The organism is Halogranum roseipondis (genome assembly GCF_059695585.1).
Genome location: NZ_CM185235.1, coordinates 2,604,206 through 2,623,430, shown reverse-complemented (window position 1 = coordinate 2,623,430; position 19,225 = coordinate 2,604,206). Strand labels below are relative to the sequence as shown.

Here is a 19,225-nt window from a genome sequence, read left to right as displayed (position 1 = left end):
GGAGTGGGCCACCGCCTCGCACGTCACCCGCGTCACGCGTCGCGGTACTCGCGCCACTCGCTGACCTCGGTCAACGTCTCGAACGCCTCGCGCTCGGCCGATCCGCCGCACTTCTCGACCGTCTCCGCGAAGTAGTCGAGTCGCCGCAGCAACTCGGCGGTGTCGAACGCCGGGACGTCGAGTCGCGAGACTGCCACCGTTGCGTCCACGACGGCGGCGAACCCCCGGTTGATGGTCGGCACGTACTCTCGCACCACCGCGTGCTCGACGGGCGTGAGCTCCCACCGTTCCCAGCGCGTCCCGCCGTCTTCGCCGGCGTCGACCTGTTCGGCCTCGACGTCGACCCACGCGTCGGCTCCCTCGAGCACCGGCTCCGTCCGCTCGTGGATCGTCGCCGCCGCGGCGACGAACTCCCGCGGGTCCTGCGTGAACTGGACGACGCCACCGCCCTGCCGGTGGAAGTTCCGACGAGTCCGGGTGTTTCCCCACGTCGTCGCCGTCACCGGTTCCCCCTCCTCCGCGGCTGCGTGCAGACCGAGCGCCGCGAAGTTCCACCGGTCGTTCGGACCGAGCGTGGCGACGACCGACTCGGTGACGCCGCGGAGAGCGACGGGCCAGTCCGCGTCGTCGCCGCCGTCGCCACCCAGTCGGTGCGTCACACCGCCACCCCCCGTTCGAGCGCGACGAACAGCGCCGCGGCGGTGACGTCGGCGGTCGTGCCGGGGTTCACCCCCTCGGCGACGAGTTCGTCGGCGAGTCTCGCCACCGCCGCCGGGTCGCCGCGCGCGTCGCCGGCGAGTCGACTCACCTCGGCGGCGGTCTCCGTTCCGTGCTGGGTCGCGACGAGCGTGTCCGGTTCCTCCGCGAGCAGGTCGAGGAACGCGCGGGCCGCCCGGTCGAGGATCGGTCCGTCGTCGTCGAGAATCGACTCGGCGGCGTCGAACGTCCGACGGAAGCCGTCAGTCCACTCGCGGGCGTTGCCGTCGCGCTCGGCACTCAGTTCCATCACGTCGAAGAGCGTCGTCCCACGCTCTTCGAGCGTCGGGATCGCGCCCGACCCCCGGCGCACGTCGAGCGCGGAGGCGTCCTCGGGTGGGTCGCCGACGGCGACGTCGACGTGTTCGAAGGCGCGGTAGAAGTTCGCGGCGTCGGCGACGGTGGTCGACTCGACGACGTCGGTCACGGCTCCGGGCGTCAGGTCGCCCTCGACGGCGCTCGCGGCCGTCACGAGCGGCACGAGCAGCAGGAGACAACCGAACTGCGTGTTGCCGCCGCGCTGCTGGCTCATCCCGGCGACGCCGCGCTCGAACGCCTCGCCGACGGGTGCGCCGTCCTCGGCCGCCTGCAACCCTCGGCGCGCCCCGACCGATCCGGCGAGGAAGTGCTCGAATCGGAGGTCCGGGAGGTCGTGCTCGCGGTCGACGTTGCCCGGTTTCGGCGTCCCGGCGACTTCGAGCAGGAGCGCGAGTTCGGCGTGTTCGCCCGGCGAGAAGTCGCGGTCGACGTGGTTCGAGGCGTCGCTCACGGCGCGACCTCCGGCCCGTTCGTCTCGAACCACTCGTCGACCGCCGCGCGGACTCGACGGAGAACGACCGGGTCGTCGCTCGGTCGTCCGACGCTCACCGCGTCCGCGCCGTAGCCGAGATACTCCCGGACGCTCGCCGCGTCGCGGACGCCGTTGTTCGCGACCACGAACAGGTCGGCCGCGTCGACGACGTCGGCGACCACGGATTCAGAGTCCATCGCGTCGACGTGGAGCAGGTCTGCACCGGCGGTCTCGACGCGCCGCGCCGTCTCGGCGAGGTCGACGCCGTCGACTTCGGCGCGCACCTTGACCGACACCGTCGCTCCCGTCTCCGCCGCGGCGGCGACGTACTCGCAGAGGCGATCGGTGTCGCACAGCAGCGACTCGCCGCAGCCGACGGCACAGAGCTCTGCCTGCCGGCAGTGGGCGTTGATCTCGAGCACCGCGTCGTGGGCGGCACAGACCGTGGCCGCCTCGGCGACCGGATCGACCGTGGCACTCCGGACGTTGAACCCGACGGCGAGCGACGTGTCGGCGAGCTTCGCCAACTCGCGGTCGATAAACGCGACCGGATCGTCGGGGAGGAACTCGATTCGGTCGCGGGCGACCAGCTCTCGGGCCGCCGCCCGCGAGTCGGCGTCGAGCGCGATGCCGCCGAGGAACGCCGCGCCGACGTGCGCCTCGCCCGCTCGTGCCCACGCGGCGTCCGACTCGCCGCTGAGGCTGGCGAGCGCCACACGGGGTGCGAACATCAGCGTCCCTCCGTCGCTCGCACGTCCGCGGTCACGTCGGTTCCCACCGCTTCGAACGCCTCGGCGACGGCGCGGGCGACGCGCTCGGCGTCCGCCTCGTCGTCCATCCGCGTGTCGGTTCGGACGACCGGCCGGTCCAGTTCGGTCCCGTCCTCGCTGTCGAGGACGAACGCGTCGGCGAACGGGTAGGCGTCGGCGACGCCCGCGGTGCTCGCCTCGTAGCCGACGGCTTCCATCAGTTTCGCCGCCGGCCCGGAGAACACCTCGTCCTCGACGAACGGGGAGACGGCGACGACCGGCGTCTCCCGAAGCGCGTCTTCGACGCCGTCGAGTGCCAGCATCGGGCCGATGCTCGTCACCGGGTTCGACGGGCCGACGACGACCGGGTCCGCCAGCGCATCGAGCGTCTCGGGTGTCGCCTCGGCTGCGTCGGCACCGCGGAACTCCACGTCCTCGACGGTCGGTTCGGCCCGCCTCGCGACCCAGAACTCCTGGAAGTGAAGTTCCCGCTCTGGGGTGTGGACGACGCTCGCGACGGGGTCGTCGGACATCGGCACGAGGTCGACGGCGAGGTCGAAGGCGTCGGCGAGCGTCCGAGTGACCTCGGTCAGCGAGTCGCCCTCGTCGAGCAGGCTGGTTCGGGTGACGTGGACCGCTCTATCTCTGTCGCCGATCTCCATGAACTCCGCGACGCCCGAGAAGCGCCGCCAGCGGGCGATCTCTCTCCCCCTCACCTGTGCCTCGTCGTCGAGGTAGCGCGGCCCGGCTTCGAGTCCGGCGGCGTCGGCCAGTCGGTGGAGTTCGGCGTTCGTCTCGGTGGTGTCGTCGGCGATCCCCCACCACCGGTCGGTGTCGAGGACGCCGCCGCCGTGAAAGAGCACGGTGTCGACGTCGGGGCAGACGAGCAGTCCCCCGAGTTCGACGTCGTCGCCGGTGTTGCCGACGACGGTCGTCTCGGCGAGGTCGAACACGCCGGAAGCGCCGTCCAGCAACTTCGGCGTGCCCGTCCCGCCAGCGAGGAAGGTGACCATTGGGCGGAGGTTGTCCGTCCGGTGGTTTGTATCTGACTCTCTCGGCGGCGGCGCTCGGTCTTCGTTGCGCGAAACTTCGCCAACCACTCCGGCGCGCGCTGGCACCCTCGCCCGTGAGGGTGCCAGCAGCGTGCGAGCGAATCGGTTGGGGAGGATGTGGCTGTTGCGGTGAGTGTCCTCGTGATCTCGGCGTTAGAGACGACGCGAGCATCACAGCGAACGGAGTGAGCGAGGAGCACAGCGAGTCGCGCGAGTCGAAAGCGCGTGGGCGTTCGAGGAGTATCGGTTCAGACACCCTCTCGGTATCAACTCTTCCTGACAACTGTCGGTGTTCGTGTTGAATAGAGAGTGCGAGTGTGTCACAACAAGACTCGTCGTCATCTACTGGTTATCTAAAAAAGACAAAACGAGAGACCCAACTACAATGAATCCGAGACCAAAGAGACCGAGTACCATCGCGTTTCCACCGGGTGGAGCTGAGTGATTGCTCCATACGCTGTAGTAGACTTGCGCTATGAGCAGTAGAGAGATGAGCATGAGCCACCGTCGGATGGACAACAACGATGTTTCAACATCCATATCTGTGAATTTCCAAGATATTATATAAGGACTATCAATCGAGAACCAAAGTCACTAATCGACTGTAACAGCCACCAGGTGAGTGACGCATACACCCTCTACCTGTTGCATGCGACCTCTGACAGGGTTCGGTGAGGTTAGTCTACGGCCGTGTTCGACTCGTTGTGCGAATAAGTCACCGACGCTATAGTAACGAGTGCAAGTCATCACTCACCCGACCGCACGACAGCGTGCGGTCGGGCGAGTAGACAGTTGCACGAGCTACTATAGTTGGTATCGGCCCGACTCGGGGCGAGTGTGGTCCTCATCCCCACCGAGATCGACGACTGCGTCGGCCTGTTACGGACTGGCGCGGAACTCGCCGTGTTTCATCCCGAAGAAGAACGCGACGATCGAGAAGACGATCATCGAGGGCAGGACCATCATGAAAACTGTCGAGGGAGTCATCACGGTCGTGAGCGCGACCGCCGCGACGGCGACGATCACGACGAGTGGAACCACCGAGCGCGTGAAGTCGAATTCCATACTCGTCGTTGTGGCTGGACAGACAAAACCGTTAAGAGACTAAGTTCATCGAATGGAGGTTTCTGCGGGCGTGCTGACTCGATGGAAATTCTGCTACCCATAGAGCGCGTGAACAAAGTATGGGGCGCAAGAGACCGAGCTGAGTTCCGTGCCCGAGAGCACGTCGTGCTGACTGGTCCGAGTGCGCAGGAAGCCGAGACTTGGGCGAGACAGCCCGGATGCCGCTCGGCGGCATCCGGGAAAGCCCGCATAGGTGAATTTCTGTTCACGCACCGGCGTCCCATCCCGGAGGAACAAACCATGTACCTCGGAATCGACTTACACAAGCGGTACGCGCAAGTGGCAGTAATCGATCAGGCTGGTGAGCTTGTCGAAGAGGTTCGCGTCAAAAACGCGAACCTCGACGACCTCGCCCAGCGCTACGCTGGAGCCACAGCAGCGATCGAGGCAACCAGCAATTACTACCACGTCCATGATACTCTTTCAGAGTACTTGGACGTGGTTGTCGCCAACCCTGGCAAACTGAAGCTCATCGCTCACTCAGACAAGAAAACCGACCGCGTTGATGCGAAACAGCTCGCGCGGATGGTTCGGCTCAACTCCATCCCCGAGAGTTACGTCCCTACCGATGAGGTTCGGAAAGCCCGCGCACTCGTGCGCGGGCGACAGAAGTTGGTCGAAAACCGAACCAGCTACGCGAACAAAGTTCACGGGTTGCTTTCTGAGCACGGCATCACTGAAGACGTGAAACCGCTGAGTGTAGAGGGGCGAGAGTTCCTGCGGGAACTCTCGCTCCCGGCACCGTGGAACTCGTTGTTAGACTCCTACGCGACGATAATCGAGACGCTCACCGCTGAAATCGAGTCGCTCGAAATGGAGATCGAGGAACGCGCTGGGTCTCTGAAGGAGACCCAGCTGCTGATGACGATTCCTGGTGTCAGCTACTACTCAGCGTTGACGATCTACGCTGAACTCGGCGAGATCGAGCGGTTCGACGAGGACAAACAAGTCGTGAGTTACGTGGGATTGAACCCGGTGATCCGCGAGTCTGGCGACTCGCGGTTCGAGGGTGGCATCTCGAAACGAGGATCAGGACGGGTACGATGGATCCTCGTCCAGTGTACGTACGTCGCAGTTCACACCTGTAACGACGAGTACTTGCGTCGGTTCTACGACCGCTTGGCAAGTCGCAAGAGTTCCAAGAAAGCAATCGTGGCAACCGCGCGGAAGCTACTGGTATCGATTTACCACATGCTTGACCGGGAGGAAGTCTACGACCCACCGGGGGTGAGCGCCTGAGAAAGGGAACCTGAGGGACGCCGGTCCGGCGTCCCTCAGTGGCCGGGTGGAGCCAGCGTGAGCGACAGCTATAGCGGAACTCGTTCCGACCGCCTACCGGTTGTGGAGGTCTCAATCACCACGCAGCCTAGTGGTTTCGCGCCGTTGAAGAGCGAGAGACGTGAGATCGTGCGAACAACTTTATCGCCAGCGGTGGTTAGTTGAGCCAGCAGAATTTCCATAGGTGAACTCAGCGTGCGTGTGTTGCATTTCGGCTCGTCAGCACAATCACCGAGCACTTCGTTTTGCACTCGTTTTCATTCCTGAGTAGATGGTATCCAGCATCACTATAGTAGCTCGTGCAACTGTCTCCACACCCGACCGCACGACAGCGGCCGGTCGGGTGTGTGATGACGTGCACTCTCTACTATCGCCGGTGGCGACTCGGCGTCTCCACCGCGAGCGAGCACGTCGACGCCGTCGCCACCGCAGACGCGGTGCTCGGGGTGCGAGCGAGCAGCGTCGACTGACCGACGGCGCTCCGACGGTTTTTATCCCGTCGGGCCGAACTCCCGGCCCATGATTACCGTCAAGGACAGCGTCCACGACCACATCGAGGTCGAGGGCGTCGCCGCGGCTCTCCTCGACACGCGGGAGGTGCAGCGGCTCCGTCACATCAAGCAGTTGGGGACGGTCCAACTCGTCTACCCCTCGGCGAACCACACGCGCTTCGAGCACAGCCTCGGCGTCTACCACCTCGCGAACCGCGCGCTCTCGCATCTCGGTATCGAAGGCTCGCTGGCCGAACGCCTCCGCGCGGCCGCACTCCTCCACGACGTCGGTCACGGCCCGTACAGTCACAACATCGAGGCACTCACGTACCGCCACACCGGGAAGTACCACGACGACGTGACGGAGCTGCTCGCCCGCGGCGAGGTCGGCGAGGTGCTCCGCGCGCACGAGCTCGACCCCGCCGCCGTCGCCGACCTCGTCGCCGGCGAGGGACAGTACGGCCAGTTGGTCTCCGGTGAGTTGGACGTCGACCGAATGGACTACCTCGTGCGCGACGCCCACCACACGGGCGTCCCCTACGGCACCATCGACACCGGTCGACTCGTCCGCGAACTGACGTTCGTCGACGGCGAACTCGTCTTAGACGAGGGAAACGTCCAGACCGCCGAGTCGCTGCTTCTCGCGCGGGCGTTGATGAACCCGACCGTCTACCAACACCACGTCGCCCGTATCTCGAAGGCGATGCTCCGGCGCGCCTCCGAACGGCTGTTGGCCGAACCGGACATCTCGGCGTCGCAGCTCCGCCGCATGGACGACCACGACCTGCTGGCGAGCCTGCGGATGACGTCGACGACCGAGGAGCTCGCTCGCCGCCTCGACCGACGCGACCTCTACAAACGCGGCGTGTGGGCCGAACTCGACGACGTCCCCCAGCACGTGCTCGACGCCCCGCACGAGGAGCTCCGGGAGGTCGAACGCGAGGTCGCCGAACAGACGGGCGTCGACCCTGGCGAGGTCATCATCGACGTCCCCGCCGAACCGTCGATGGAGGAGTCGTCGTCGCGGGTCGTGGTCAACGGCGACGTCCGGCAGCTCGACCGGCAGTCGCCGCTCGTGAGCGCGCTGCGGACCGCCCAGCGCCAGCAGTGGCGACTCGGCGTCTACGCCCCCGCCGACGCCGCAGACCGGGTCGGCGAGACCGCCGCGGACGTGCTCGGACTCGACATCGAGGGCGCGCTCGTCAACTACGTCCGGACCGGCCAGCGGACGACGCTCGACCAGTTCGACTGAACCGCTCTCGACGCCGTCGAGACGAGTCGGTGAGACGCTTCGGGAGGTTCAAGCCACTCGATTGCGACCCTGTAGACGATGATACTCGAGGGGACTGTGCTTCGAGGCCGCGACTTCGAACCGGTGGAGGGACGCGTCGTCGTCGAGGACGGCACTATCGTGGACGTGGAGGAGGCGTCGGTCGACTCGACCGACGTCGTCCTCCCGGCGTTCGTCAACGCCCACACGCACATCGGCGACTCCATCGCCAAGGAGGCCGGTGCCGGCCTCTCGCTGGACGAACTCGTCGCGCCGCCGGACGGGCTGAAACACCGACTGCTCCGACAGGCCAGCGCCGAGGAGAAGATCGCGGCGATGCGCCGTTCGCTGCAGTACATGCAGGCGGGCGGACAGGCGGCGTTCGTCGAGTTCCGCGAGGGCGGCGTCGACGGCGTCGACGCCATCCGACGGGCGCTCGACGGCCTCGACGTCGAGGGCGTCGTCCTCGGCCGTGAGACGCCGGAGGCGATGGAGGCGGCCGACGGGTTCGGTGCCAGCGGCGCCCGCGACGGCGACTTCGACGCCGTCCGGAACGCGACGCGCGAGGCGGACAAGCTGTTCGGTATCCACGCCGGCGAGCGCGACCCCGACGACATCAACCCGGCGCTGGATCTCGCCCCCGACTTCCTCGTCCACATGGTCCACCCCGAACCGCTCCACCTCGAACGCGTCGCCGACAGCGAGATCCCCGTCGTCGTCTGCCCGCGCTCGAATCTCGTCACGGGCGTCGGCGTCCCGCCGCTTCGGGAGCTGCTGGACCGGACGACCGTCGCGCTCGGCACCGACAACGTGATGCTCAACAGCCCCTCGATGTTCCGCGAGATGGAGTTCGCGACGAAACTGACCGACGCCAGCGCCCGCGAGGTGCTCCGGATGGCGACGGTCAACGGCGCCGAGATCGCCGGCCTGAACTACGGGCTCGTCGAACCCGGCCGCGACGCGAAACTGCTCGTGCTCGACGGCGACTCGGACAACCTCTCCGGCGTTCGCGACCCCGTCCGGGCCGTCGTCCGCCGAGCGGGCCACGCGGACGTGAAACGCGTCGTGCTCTGAGGCGACCGCACCGCTCGGGCGTCCACCGCCGCACCCTCGCGCTTTCTGCACGAAGAGTTAAGATGTCCGACAGACTAGCGTGTGGTGAGTTACCATGGGTATGTACGACCGGATTCTCGTCCCGACCGACGGTTCCGAGGGCGTCGAACGGGCAGTGTCGCACGCCGTCGACCTCGCGGCGGCCCACGGTGCGACGATCCACGCCGTCTACGTCGTCAACACGGCGGGGTTCACCGGTCTCCCGATGGAGTCCTCCTGGGAGGGCGTCGAGAAGATGCTCCGGGAGGACGCCGAGACCGCACTGGAGACCGTCCGGACGCTCGCCGGTCGACAGGGGGTCACGGTCGAGACGCACGTCCTCGAAGGGCCACCGCAGCGTGAGATCGTCCGGTACGCCGAGGAGGAGGGCTGCGACCTCGTCGTGATGGGGACACACGGTCGCGGCGGCATCGACCGACTCCTCCTCGGCAGCGTCGCCGAGAAGGTCGTCCGCTCGTCGAACGTCCCGGTGATGACCGTCCGAGTCGGAGTGGAACAGCCCGGACAGGCGACGTGAGAGCGGTCACACCGGCCGCAGATGCTCGCAGTCACCCGCGTGGACCGTCACGTCCCCCTCGCTCGTGCGGACGACGAGCGCACCCGGAAACTCCACGTCGACGGCCGTCCCCTCGACGACGCCGCCGGACGTCTCGACGCGGACGCGCTGTCCGAGCGTCGCCGAGTGGGCGCGCCACGCGGGCAGTACCTCGTCGGGGTTCTCCCGCAGCTCGTCGAACTCCTCCAGCAGCCGCTGGACGAACACGCGACGGTCGACGTCGCCGCCCGTCTGTTCGCGCAGGCTCGTCGCCCCCTCGGGGAGCTCCGCGGCGTCGACGTTGGCGTTGACGCCGATGCCGGCGACGAGCCACGAGACGCGGTCGGCCTCGCCCTCCATCTCGGTGAGGATCCCGACGAGTTTCAGGCCGCCGCGTTCGCTCCGCTCGCCCGTCTCGACCAGAACGTCGTTCGGCCACTTGATGCTCGCGTCGACGCCGACCTCTCGACAGACGCGAGTCACCGCGACGGCCGCCGCCAGCGTGAACACGGGGACGTGCGCCGGGGGTCGCTGCGGTCTGACGAGGATAGAGACCCACACGCCACCGGCCGGGGCCGACCACGCCCGTTCGAGTCGCCCCCGCCCACCGGTCTGCTCGTCGGCGACGACGGCGACGTCGTCTGCTCCCTCAGCCGCCAGCTCCCGCGCGCGGAGGTTCGTGCTGTCGACGCTGTCGTGGTACTCGACGGAGAACGGCGCGTCGAGTCCGAACTCGATGCTGGCCGCGCCGTAGCCCGGAACGTCGGCGACGACGTAGCCGTCGTTCGTGCTCTCGACCTCGAACCCCTCGTCTCGGAGCGCCTCGACCTGCTTCCAGACGGCCGCCCGCGAGACGCCGAGTCGGTCGGCGAGTTCCGGTCCACCCACGGGCCCCGCCGCGAGTGCGTCGAGGAGAGCGCGTCGCGTCTCGTTCATACCGAAACTGAGAGTGCAGGGGTCAAATGTCCGCCGCTCTCGGCTCAGCGACGCTCGACGACGTCGGTGCAACGGCCCGGAACGTTTAGGCGGTCGCGGTCGTCGAGTCGGCCGTGACGCTCCCCGACCGCACTGCGACGCTCTCGACGGGCCGCCGCGTCGACCTGCCGCTCCGCTGTGAGGCGGACGTCGTCGGCGCGCTGTTCTCGGCGGACCGGCGGTCGCTTCGAGGGGTCGTCCCCGAGGCGCTGACGCCGGTCCGGGTCGGTCCACGGACGGGTGGTGTCGTCGTCGCCGGCGTCTCCTACTCGCAGGCCGGCGACTTCGACCCCTACGACGAACTGGCTGTTGTCGTCCCCGTCGCTCGGCGGACCGTCGCGGGCGTCCCTCGCCTCGACGGCGGTCTCGGCGGCTACGTCGTCTCCCTACCGGTGACGACCGAGGACTCCCGCCGGATGGGTCGGGAGATCTGGGGTTACCCGAAGACCGTCGCCGAGATCGATATCCGACGGGAGCGCGTCGGCGACGGGAGCGACGAGTGGCACGTCGACGTTCGCGAGGGCGGTCGTGACGGCGGCGACAGCGGCGACAGCGGCGACAACAGCGACAACGGCGACGGCACTCCCGCGCTCTCGCTGTCGGTTCGTGAGACCGGCCGACGACCGACGCGGGAGGGGACGCTGGACAGCTACACGGTCAAGGAGGGCCGCCCGTGGCGGACGCCGGTCGACGTTCTCGGGCCGGTCGGCCTCGGGGTCGGCGGGCGGAACGTCTCGCTAACCCTCGGCAGCGGGCGACTCGCCGACGAGGTTCGTCGCCTCGACGTCCGCCGACCGCTCGGCCGGTTCACGGGGCGGGTTCGCGCACACGTACAGGCCGGTTCGCCCGTCGAGTGAGGTCGTCGCCCGTCGAGTGAAGCCGTCGCCCGTCGAGTGAAGCCGGAACTCTCGTCAGCGGGGACCGTATCCGGAACCTCTGTTATCCCCCACCGCAATCGTCCGGGTATGACCGTCTCAAGCGCTCCCGGGAAGGTGTATCTCTTCGGGGAGCACGCCGTCGTCTACGGCGAACCGGCGGTGCCCTGCGCCATCGAGCGCCGGGCGACCGTCTCCGTCGACCGCCGCGACGACGACCACGTCCGCGTCGTCGCCGAGGACCTCAGTCTCAACGGGTTCGCCGTCGAGTACTCCGGGTCGACCGACGACCACCCCGACGTCGACGTGCCGACGCCGCTCGTCGAGGCCGCGATGGGCTACGTCGACGCCGCGGTCGAACAGGCCCGCGACGCCGCCGACGAACCCGACGCCGGCTTCGACATCACCGTCGAGAGCGACATCCCGCTCGGCGCGGGACTCGGCTCGTCCGCGGCCGTCGTCGTCGCCGGCATCGACGCCGCCACCCGCGAACTCGGCGTCGAACTCACGCCGCGGGAGATCGCCGACCGCGCCTACCGCGCGGAACACGAGGTACAGGACGGGCAGGCCTCCCGCGCCGACACGTTCGCCTCGGCGCTGGGCGGGGCGGTCCGCGTCGAGGGCGACGACTGTCGCACCATCGACGCGCCGGCGCTCCCCTTCGTCGTCGGCTTCGACGGCGGGTCGGGCGACACGGGCGAACTCGTCGCCGGCGTCCGCGAACTCCGCGAGACGTACGACTTCGCCGCCCAGACGGTCGAGACCATCGGCGACGTCGTCCGCGAGGGTGAGTCGATCCTCGCCGAGGCCGACCCCGACGGCACTCCCGACGAGGAACTCCTCGAGGAACTCGGCGGACTGATGGACTTCAACCACGGCCTGCTGGAGGCGCTGGGCGTCTCCTCGCGCTCGCTGGACAACCTCGTCTGGGCGGCACGCTCGGGCGACGCCTACGGCGCGAAACTGACCGGCGCGGGCGGCGGCGGCTGTATCGTCGCGCTCGATCCGACGCCGGAGACCGAGACCGCACTCCAGTACACGCCGGGCTGTGAGGACGTCTTCCGGGCCGAACTGGCGACGACGGGCGTCCAGTCGGAAGACGACACGGAACTGGCGGCGGAACACGAGGGGCGAGAGCGATGACGACGATCCTCAAACTCGGCGGGAGCGTCATCACCGACAAAGACCGCCGCGAGACGGTCGACGTCCCGGCGCTGGAAGCGGCGGCGACCGCCGTCGCCAGCGCCCTCGCCGCCGAGTCTCCCGTCGACGACCTCGTGATCGTCCACGGCGGCGGGAGCTACGGTCACTACCACGCCGAGGAACACGGCGTGAGCACCACCGACGGAACCCACGACGCCCGCGCCGCGCTCGCAATCCACGACGCGATGAAGCGGCTGAACGGTCACGTCCTCGACGCCTTCGGCCAACGCGGCGTTCCCGCCCTCCCGGTCCACCCGCTCTCGGTCGGCGCACGCGACGCCGAGGGCGGCCTCTCGTTCCCGCTGGACTCGGTCCGGACGATGCTCGCCGAAGGGTTCGTCCCCGTGCTCCACGGCGACGGGGTCGCCCACGCCGGCGAAGGCGTCACCGTCGTCAGCGGCGACGAACTCGTCGTCCGCCTCGCGGAGGGACTCGACGCCGACCGCGTCGGTCTCTGTTCGACGGTTCCCGGAGTGCTGGACACGGACGGCGAGGTCGTCCCCGAGATTCTGGAATTTAGTGACGTCGCCCCCGCGCTCGGCGGGAGCGACTCGACGGACGTCACCGGCGGGATGGCCGCGAAGGTGCGGGCGCTGCTCGCCCTCGGCGCACCCGCCCACATCTTCGGCCCGGACGGACTCGAGGCGTTCCTCGCCGGCGACGCTCCCGGGACGCGTATCGACGGCTGAGAACGGGGACGAGCAGACGGACGACCGTGGGCTGAGTCGACGTCTGGATGCCGACGTGAACCCGACGCCGACACGGGCAGTTTTCACCGGAAACGTGGTGTGTGATGCTAGCACACGCGGGTCGCCTCGTCGTCCGCCGACCGGTCCATGTCGACGCGACCTGCACTCAGAGCTCGAACTGCAACCCGTCGCGAGCGAAGCGGACGTCGCCGTCGAACCGTGCCTCGATCGCGTCGAGCATCTCGCGGTGCTTCCCCTCGGTGTGGGGGTAGAGATGCGTCAGGTAGACGCGGTCGACGTCGCGACCGGCGAGTATCTCGCCCAGTTGGGTCGGCGTCGGGTGGTTCGACACGTCGACCTCGTCGGGGAACGAACAGTCGTGGGCGAGCACGCGAGAGCCGTCGGCGAAGTTCGCGAGACCGTCGAACGCCTCGGTGTCGCCGCTGAAGGTGAACGTGCCGTCGAAGCGGTAGGCGAGACCGGGCATCGAGTGGCGGGTCTCGTACCCCTCGACGTCGAAACCGGCGACCTCGAAGGAAGCGGCCGTCACCTCGCGCACCCGGAGGTCGACTCGGTCCTGCAGATAGTCGTGGACGTCGAGTAGGTCGTCGAGGAGCGCCTTCGTCCCCGTCGGACCAACGACTTCGAGATGCTCCTCGCCGGCGAGCCAGCGGGCTTTGAGCAGAGGGAGGAGATCCGAGACGTGGTCGAGGTGGTGGTGTGTGAGCAGGACGGTCGAGATCTCTTCGTAGCCGACGTCTGTCTGGCTGAGTCGGTGGAGGACGCCGCTCCCGCAGTCGACGAGGAGCGTGTTGTCGTCGGCCTCCAAGAGCAACCCGGTCTGCACGCGGTCGGCCGTCGGCATCGCGCTGCCGGTTCCGAGGAAGGTGACGCGCATACCGTCTCGGTCTCTCCGGAAGCCGAAAGTCGTTCGGTTCACGTCGCGACGACCCACTCAGGGGCGGTCGGGGTGCCACGCGTGTGCCAAGAGCGGATAGTCGCTCGACGCGTTCGGCGAGAGAATCCGTTCGGGCTCTTCGAACAGCCAGTTGGCGACCGGCCCCGCCACGTCCGTCACCGAGTGATCAGACGACTGGAACCCGTCGTACACGGTCGCCATGTCGTGCGCTTCCATGTACCAGAAGAGAGAGAGGCCGTCCTCGCGACGGTCGAGAAATATCGACTCCGTGTACATCTCCTCTTCGGCCAAAACCGGTTCGAGTTGCGTGTTGCACCAGTGTCTGAACCAGCGCCCCACGACACCCCCGTTGCGCATCACGAACTGTTCGGCGAGGAGTACACGGACGAAGAGTTCCATGAGACGCTGTGGCCACCCGGTAGTGACCTTCATCCGAAGGAGGACGACGTCGACCATGCCTACTAGCCAACACAACTACAAGTAGTGCTTTCGGCCGAGACGGTGCGCGGTTCTTTCAGCGAGATGAGGGTGGGGGGCACCGGACACGGCGACCGCGGACACAACCCACTTACTCGTCCGGCCGAAGTAGACAGTATGAGTGGCCGGGAGTTGCTGGCGAAGTCCGACGTCGACTTCGACCCCGACGCCGTCGACGTCGCCGACGAGGACGTGCTGGACCTGCTGGAGCCGTCGGTCCGGGAGTGGTGGGTCGACGAGTTCGGCGCGTACGTCCCCGGCAACGGTGGGTTCTTCACCCCGCCACAGCGAGAGGCTATTCCGCTCATCCACGAGGGGACGAACGCGCTCGTCTGTGCGCCAACTGGGTCGGGCAAGACGCTCGCCTCCTTCACCGCGATCATAAACGAGCTGTTCCGCCGCGACCGCGAACTTGACGAGGGGCTCGACAACGCGGTCTACTGTCTCTACGTCTCACCGTTGAAGTCGCTCGCCAACGACATCCACCGGAATCTGACGGTGCCGCTCGACGGGATCTCCGAGAAGCTGGCCGACCGGGGTGAGGAGGTCGAGATTCGCCACGCCATCCGCCACGGCGACACCGCCTCCAGCGGGCGCCAGAAGATGTTGGAGACGACGCCGCACATCCTCAACACGACCCCCGAGACGCTGGCGATCCTGCTCAACTCGCCGAAGTTCAAAGAGAAGCTCCGGAACGTCGAGTACGTCGTCGTCGACGAGATCCACAGCCTCGCGGAGAACAAACGCGGCACCCACCTCTCGGTGTCGCTGGAGCGGTTGGAAGCACTCGCCGACAGCTCCCCCACCAGAGTCGGCTGTTCGGCGACGGTCGAACCGCTGACGACGATGGTCGAGTTCCTCGTCGGCCGCGACGACGACGGGACGCCGCGGAACTACGAGATCGTCGACACGCGGTTCGTCCGCGAGTTCGACGTCGGACTGGAGTGTCCGACCGACGACCTCGTCGACACGCCCCGCAGCGTCGTCACCGAGCGGTTCTACGACCGCCTCCACGAACTGGTCCAGTCGCACACGAACACGCTGGTCTTCACCAACACCCGGTCCGGCGCGGAGCGCGTCCTCCAGAACCTCCGGGAGAACCACCCCGAGACGTACGACGAGTCGAACTCGGGCTGTCACCACGGGTCGCTCTCGAAGGAGCGCCGACAGGACGTCGAATCGCAGTTGAAGGCGGGCGACCTCGACGTCGTCACCACGTCGACGTCGCTGGAACTCGGTATCGACATGCCCCACATCGACCTCGTCGTCCAGGTCGGGTCGCCGAAGTCGGTCGCCTCGCTGCTCCAGCGGGTCGGCCGTGCGGGGCACCGCCTCGGGCAGACGGTCACCGGGCGGGTCGTCGCGCTCGACCGAGACGAGCTCGTCGAGTGTGCGGTGATGCTCAAGAAGGCCGAAGAGGGGTTCGTCGACCGCGTGTTCGTCCCCGAGAACGCCGACGACGTGGCCGCCCAGCAGGTGTACGGGATGGCGATAAACGAGATCCGTCCCGAGTCGGAGGTTCGGGACGTCCTCACCCGCGCGTACCCCTACCGCGACTTCGACGACGCCGACTTCGAGCGTCTCTTTCGCTACCTGACCGCCGACTACGAGGGACTGGCGGACAAGAACGTCTACGCGAAGATCTGGCGCGACACCAACGATCCACCCGACGGCGAGCACCACTACGAGGAGTACGACGTGGGCGAACCGCTCGTCGGCAAACGGGGGCGGATGGCCCGCGTCATCTACATGACCAACGTCGGCACCATCCCCGACTCGTTCACCTGCGACGTCTACACGCGCTCGTCCAGCGAGTGGGTCGGCAACTTGGACGAGAACTACCTCGACACGCTGGAGAAGGGCGACGTGTTCGTCCTCGGCGGGTCACAGTTCGAGTTCAGCTATCGACGAGGGTCGAAGGTGTACGTCGACCCGACGAACGCCCGTCCGACGGTCCCCTCGTGGTTCTCCGAGCGCCTACCGCTCTCGTACGATCTCGGTCGCGAGATCCTCTCGTTTCAGGGTGAGCTGGTCGACCGACTCGAACACGGCGGTCGACCCGCTGCCCGCGACTGGCTTCGCGGGTTCCCGCTGGACGAGAACAGCGTCCGCGCGATCGCCCGGATGTACGACGAACAGCGTCGGTACGCCGGCCCCGACAGCGTCAGCACCGACGACCGCCTCGTCGTCGAGGAGGTGAAAGACAGAGAGGAGTACCGCCGACACTACCACGTCCACTCGAACTACGGACGGCGGTTCAACGACGGTCTCTCGCGACTCGTCGCCTACCACTGCGCACAGGAGACGAACACGAACGTCCAGATCGCCGTCGCCGACAACGGCTTCTCGCTGTCGATGCCGCTGAACCGGAAGGTCGACGTCGCGGGCGCGCTCCGCTCGCTGGACCCCGAGGCCGTCGGCGGCGACCTCCGGGCGGCGCTGGAGGGGACCGACCTCCTGAAGCGCTACTTCCGCATCAACGCGACGCGCTCGCTGATGATCCTGAAGCGGTACAAGGGGTACGAGAAGTCCGCCGCCGAACAGCAGGTCTCCAGCGAGATGCTGCTGTCGTTCGCACAGGAGCTCGACGCCTTCGCCGTGATGGAGGAGACGTACCGCGAGATCCTGGAGGACAAACTGAACCTCCAGGCGCTCCGCGAGTTCGTCGCGTCGGTGCAGGCGGGCGACGTCGAGGTGACCCACCTCGAACAGTCCTCGCCGTCGCCGCGGGCGTTCGGCCTCGCGACGCTGATGGCGTCGGACGTCGTCCTCGCCGAGGACGAGTCGGCCGTACTCAGAGAGTTCCACGAGCGCGTGCTGGCCGAGATCGGCGACGACGACGGCGAGGGGCGCGACGAGGCGGCCGCCGAAGCCGGCTACAGAGACTGACAAAAGTTCCCAGAGCCGACCGACGCCCTTCTCTGTGACCGACAGCTCGTTCGTCTTGAAGAGAGGGTGCCCGCCGGTCACCGACCGTCTGGTGAGCGGTCGGACAATCGTTTGGTCTTTGCAGGACACAACGAGACAGCTGTGTCGGACACGACCGCCACTCACCATCTTCACACTCGTCGAGAAAGGTCCGACTGCAGTTCTCCTGAAAAGACCACGTTATCGAGAGTAACTGCGACACGCTTCGACGTGAGCTACTCACGATCGGTTTCGAGGATCTGGTGAGATCACTGCCGAAGTGGTGGGAAACGACGTGTGGCGAGTGGAGTTTTGAGTACCGGGGGCGTACGGTGACGTGTGACAGACCAGAGTCAGGACGCGGACGACGTAGAAGAGTCTGAGGAGTCCGAGAGCGGAGAAGAAGAGTTTGAGCTGGAAGGCCAGATGACTCGCGAGGAGGGGGCGGCCATCCTCCGGAGAGTCGCCGACGGCGTCGAGAGCGGATCGGTAGAACTCGGCGGCGACGAGGGGTCAGTAACCGTCCCCGAACGGTTCGAGATGGAGTTCGAGTACGAGGAGGAAGACGACGAGACCGAACTGGAAGTCGAACTGGAGTGGCCGACGGCCGACGGCGATGCGGCCTCGGCCGAGGAGTCCGACGAGGACGAAGGCGACGAAGCGGAGGAAGAGAAGGGAAGAGCGGACGACGAAGAGTAGCACAGGCCCGTGGGCAGCGTGCCCGTTTCTCGGTACGCTGTGACGGAGACAGCCTCTCTATTCAACACGCAGCGTTCAGTGGGTCGAGACTCTGTCACGACGAAGAGGACGAGAACTCCCGATACTCCGTCCGACGGCCGACACCTCGACGCGTCACTCTTCGGACCAGTCGCCGCCGACGCGGTCGACGCCCATCATCTCCTCGCCCGCGTGCTCCGAGAAGACGACCTTCAGGTTCTCTCGCGGCACGTCGAACTGCTCTCGAAGGAGATCCATCGTCGCCAACGCGAACGACCGCTTGCGCTCGAACGAGCGTCCCTCGCGGACGTCGGCGTTCAGGAAGCACAGCGGCCCGTCGACGGCGCGGCCGAGCGACAGGTTCCCCGACGCGTGCTCGCGGACGACGACCGCGACGTGACCCGTCGTCGTCGCCATCTCCTCAGCGTATAGGGCTGTCACGTCGTCGGTGAACGCCCGTTTCTCGTCGGCAGTCAGATCGAGCGTCGTGTCGAACTGGAGCTGTGGCACGGTCGTCGCCACGGGGCCGACGGACCTGAACCCGTCGCTCTCCCGGTGAGATAGCTTCAAGTAGCCCACTCTAGTTCCACCCTCTATGGCCGGTACGCTGGCGCTCGACATCGAGACGGTGAGCCCCGACCGCGAACCGACCGAGCAGGCCCAGTTCCGGGACTCCTCGTACTTCGAACTACTCGCGGTCGGTCTCGGCTACCGGTCGGCGCCCGGCGAACCGGTCGAGACGACGGTGCTCTTCCGAGACGACGACTCTCCCGAGTCGGAACTCGCGCTCGTCGACGCCGTCTGCGACTGGTGTGCGGCCCGCCCGGCCGACACGCTCGTCACCTACAACGGCGACGGGTTCGACCTCATCCACCTGCCGGGACGGGCCGACCGCGCCGGTGACGCCGTCGGCGACGACGGCCCCCGCCGGCGAGTCGAGGACCTGCTCGCGCTGGACCACGTCGACCTGATGGACGACGTGCAGGCGACGTGGGGCGGTCGTCGGAGCCTCGAGTGGGTGTGCGACGAACTCGGCGTCGAGGTCGAGAAGACCGGCTGGGCCGACTACCGGCACGGTCTCTACCCCGACGACTGGCGGTCGTACGGCGACCGCGGCGCTGCGGAGGTGTTGAGCGCGGACGTCCCGCGGTTCGGCGAGCGCTATCTCGCGCTCGCCAGCGTCGACGCCCGCGACACGCTCACGTTCCGCGAACTGGAGAGACTGCTGTACGACTACACCGTCTGTGACATCCGACCGCTGTTCGAGATCGCGGATCTGCGACCGCTCGACTCTTGACGACCGC

Annotated in this window: 19 protein-coding genes; 10 read left to right on the top strand and 9 right to left on the bottom strand. The window is 67.3% G+C overall.

What is annotated here, in order from left to right; genetic code table 11:
* Positions 1-32: 32 nt before the first annotated feature.
* From EOHIBHHM_RS13720 to EOHIBHHM_RS13700, 5 genes are all read right to left on the bottom strand, one after another.
* Positions 33-659 carry a DUF447 domain-containing protein gene (locus tag EOHIBHHM_RS13720; RefSeq protein ID WP_497251501.1) on the bottom strand — a complete coding sequence of 209 codons (627 nt, stop codon included), beginning with the start codon at positions 657-659 and terminating at the stop codon, positions 33-35.
* The gene (locus EOHIBHHM_RS13715) at positions 656-1,525 is read right to left on the bottom strand and encodes a triphosphoribosyl-dephospho-CoA synthase (RefSeq protein ID WP_497251499.1); all 870 of its coding nucleotides are present in this window, start codon (positions 1,523-1,525) and stop codon (positions 656-658) included. Before EOHIBHHM_RS13715 ends, EOHIBHHM_RS13720 begins: the two co-directional genes overlap by 4 nt.
* Positions 1,522-2,277 (bottom strand): tRNA-dihydrouridine synthase, encoded by a 756-nt coding sequence (locus tag EOHIBHHM_RS13710; RefSeq protein ID WP_497251497.1) that lies wholly within the window; start codon positions 2,275-2,277, stop codon positions 1,522-1,524. Before EOHIBHHM_RS13710 ends, EOHIBHHM_RS13715 begins: the two co-directional genes overlap by 4 nt.
* The gene (gene cofD / locus EOHIBHHM_RS13705) at positions 2,277-3,308 is read right to left on the bottom strand and encodes a 2-phospho-L-lactate transferase (RefSeq protein WP_497251495.1); all 1,032 of its coding nucleotides are present in this window, start codon (positions 3,306-3,308) and stop codon (positions 2,277-2,279) included. Before cofD ends, EOHIBHHM_RS13710 begins: the two co-directional genes overlap by 1 nt.
* Before the next feature lie 918 nt (positions 3,309-4,226).
* Positions 4,227-4,412, bottom strand: a complete 186-nt coding sequence (locus EOHIBHHM_RS13700) for a DUF7333 family protein (RefSeq protein ID WP_497251493.1) — start codon at positions 4,410-4,412, stop codon at positions 4,227-4,229.
* 300 nt (positions 4,413-4,712) lie between these two features.
* On the opposite strand from EOHIBHHM_RS13700, the gene EOHIBHHM_RS13695 reads away from it, so the two are divergent.
* From EOHIBHHM_RS13695 to EOHIBHHM_RS13680, 4 genes are all read left to right on the top strand, one after another.
* A complete protein-coding gene (locus EOHIBHHM_RS13695; RefSeq protein WP_497251491.1) occupies positions 4,713-5,711 on the top strand; it encodes an IS110 family RNA-guided transposase in 999 nt (332 codons plus the stop codon).
* A gap of 558 nt (positions 5,712-6,269) precedes the next feature.
* Positions 6,270-7,493 carry an HD domain-containing protein gene (locus EOHIBHHM_RS13690; protein ID WP_497251489.1) on the top strand — a complete coding sequence of 408 codons (1,224 nt, stop codon included), beginning with the start codon at positions 6,270-6,272 and terminating at the stop codon, positions 7,491-7,493.
* A 78-nt stretch (positions 7,494-7,571) separates the two neighbouring features.
* The gene (locus EOHIBHHM_RS13685) at positions 7,572-8,585 is read left to right on the top strand and encodes an amidohydrolase family protein (protein ID WP_497251487.1); all 1,014 of its coding nucleotides are present in this window, start codon (positions 7,572-7,574) and stop codon (positions 8,583-8,585) included.
* Between the two features lie 100 nt (positions 8,586-8,685).
* Positions 8,686-9,141 (top strand): universal stress protein, encoded by a 456-nt coding sequence (locus EOHIBHHM_RS13680; protein WP_497251485.1) that lies wholly within the window; start codon positions 8,686-8,688, stop codon positions 9,139-9,141.
* 6 nt (positions 9,142-9,147) lie between these two features.
* Here the strand turns inward: EOHIBHHM_RS13680 and EOHIBHHM_RS13675 are convergent, their stop codons facing one another.
* Positions 9,148-10,095, bottom strand: a complete 948-nt coding sequence (locus EOHIBHHM_RS13675; protein ID WP_497251483.1) for a biotin--[acetyl-CoA-carboxylase] ligase — start codon at positions 10,093-10,095, stop codon at positions 9,148-9,150.
* Positions 10,096-10,208: 113 nt separating this feature from the next.
* Between EOHIBHHM_RS13675 and EOHIBHHM_RS13670 the strand changes: the two genes are divergently transcribed.
* The 3 genes from EOHIBHHM_RS13670 to EOHIBHHM_RS13660 all read left to right on the top strand — a co-directional run bounded on the left by EOHIBHHM_RS13670 (position 10,209) and on the right by EOHIBHHM_RS13660 (position 12,901).
* Positions 10,209-10,991: an acetoacetate decarboxylase family protein gene (locus tag EOHIBHHM_RS13670; RefSeq protein ID WP_497251481.1), complete on the top strand. Its 783-nt coding sequence runs from the start codon at positions 10,209-10,211 to the stop codon at positions 10,989-10,991.
* Positions 10,992-11,099: 108 nt separating this feature from the next.
* On the top strand, positions 11,100-12,152 hold the full coding sequence (gene mvk / locus EOHIBHHM_RS13665) for a mevalonate kinase (protein ID WP_497251479.1): 1,053 nt from the start codon (positions 11,100-11,102) through the stop codon (positions 12,150-12,152).
* Positions 12,149-12,901: an isopentenyl phosphate kinase gene (locus EOHIBHHM_RS13660; protein ID WP_497251477.1), complete on the top strand. Its 753-nt coding sequence runs from the start codon at positions 12,149-12,151 to the stop codon at positions 12,899-12,901. Before mvk ends, EOHIBHHM_RS13660 begins: the two co-directional genes overlap by 4 nt.
* A gap of 166 nt (positions 12,902-13,067) precedes the next feature.
* On the opposite strand, the gene EOHIBHHM_RS13655 is transcribed toward EOHIBHHM_RS13660, so the two are convergent.
* Both EOHIBHHM_RS13655 and EOHIBHHM_RS13650 read right to left on the bottom strand, forming a co-directional pair.
* A complete protein-coding gene (locus EOHIBHHM_RS13655; RefSeq protein ID WP_497251475.1) occupies positions 13,068-13,799 on the bottom strand; it encodes an MBL fold metallo-hydrolase in 732 nt (243 codons plus the stop codon).
* A 57-nt stretch (positions 13,800-13,856) separates the two neighbouring features.
* Complete coding sequence (locus EOHIBHHM_RS13650) at positions 13,857-14,276, bottom strand: DUF6176 family protein (RefSeq protein ID WP_497251473.1); 420 nt, start codon at positions 14,274-14,276, stop codon at positions 13,857-13,859.
* A 138-nt stretch (positions 14,277-14,414) separates the two neighbouring features.
* Here EOHIBHHM_RS13650 and EOHIBHHM_RS13645 point away from each other — a divergent pair, with 138 nt between their 5' ends.
* Both EOHIBHHM_RS13645 and EOHIBHHM_RS13640 read left to right on the top strand, forming a co-directional pair.
* On the top strand, positions 14,415-17,186 hold the full coding sequence (locus EOHIBHHM_RS13645) for an ATP-dependent helicase (protein WP_497251471.1): 2,772 nt from the start codon (positions 14,415-14,417) through the stop codon (positions 17,184-17,186).
* A 357-nt stretch (positions 17,187-17,543) separates the two neighbouring features.
* Positions 17,544-17,903, top strand: coding sequence for an amphi-Trp domain-containing protein (locus tag EOHIBHHM_RS13640; protein WP_497251469.1), 360 nt, complete (start codon positions 17,544-17,546; stop codon positions 17,901-17,903).
* A gap of 153 nt (positions 17,904-18,056) precedes the next feature.
* Here the strand turns inward: EOHIBHHM_RS13640 and EOHIBHHM_RS13635 are convergent, their stop codons facing one another.
* Entirely contained in the window at positions 18,057-18,431 is a 375-nt protein-coding gene (locus tag EOHIBHHM_RS13635; protein WP_497251467.1) for a tautomerase family protein, read from the bottom strand.
* 85 nt (positions 18,432-18,516) lie between these two features.
* Here EOHIBHHM_RS13635 and EOHIBHHM_RS13630 point away from each other — a divergent pair, with 85 nt between their 5' ends.
* Complete coding sequence (locus EOHIBHHM_RS13630) at positions 18,517-19,218, top strand: hypothetical protein (protein WP_497251465.1); 702 nt, start codon at positions 18,517-18,519, stop codon at positions 19,216-19,218.
* Positions 19,219-19,225 lie beyond the last annotated feature (7 nt).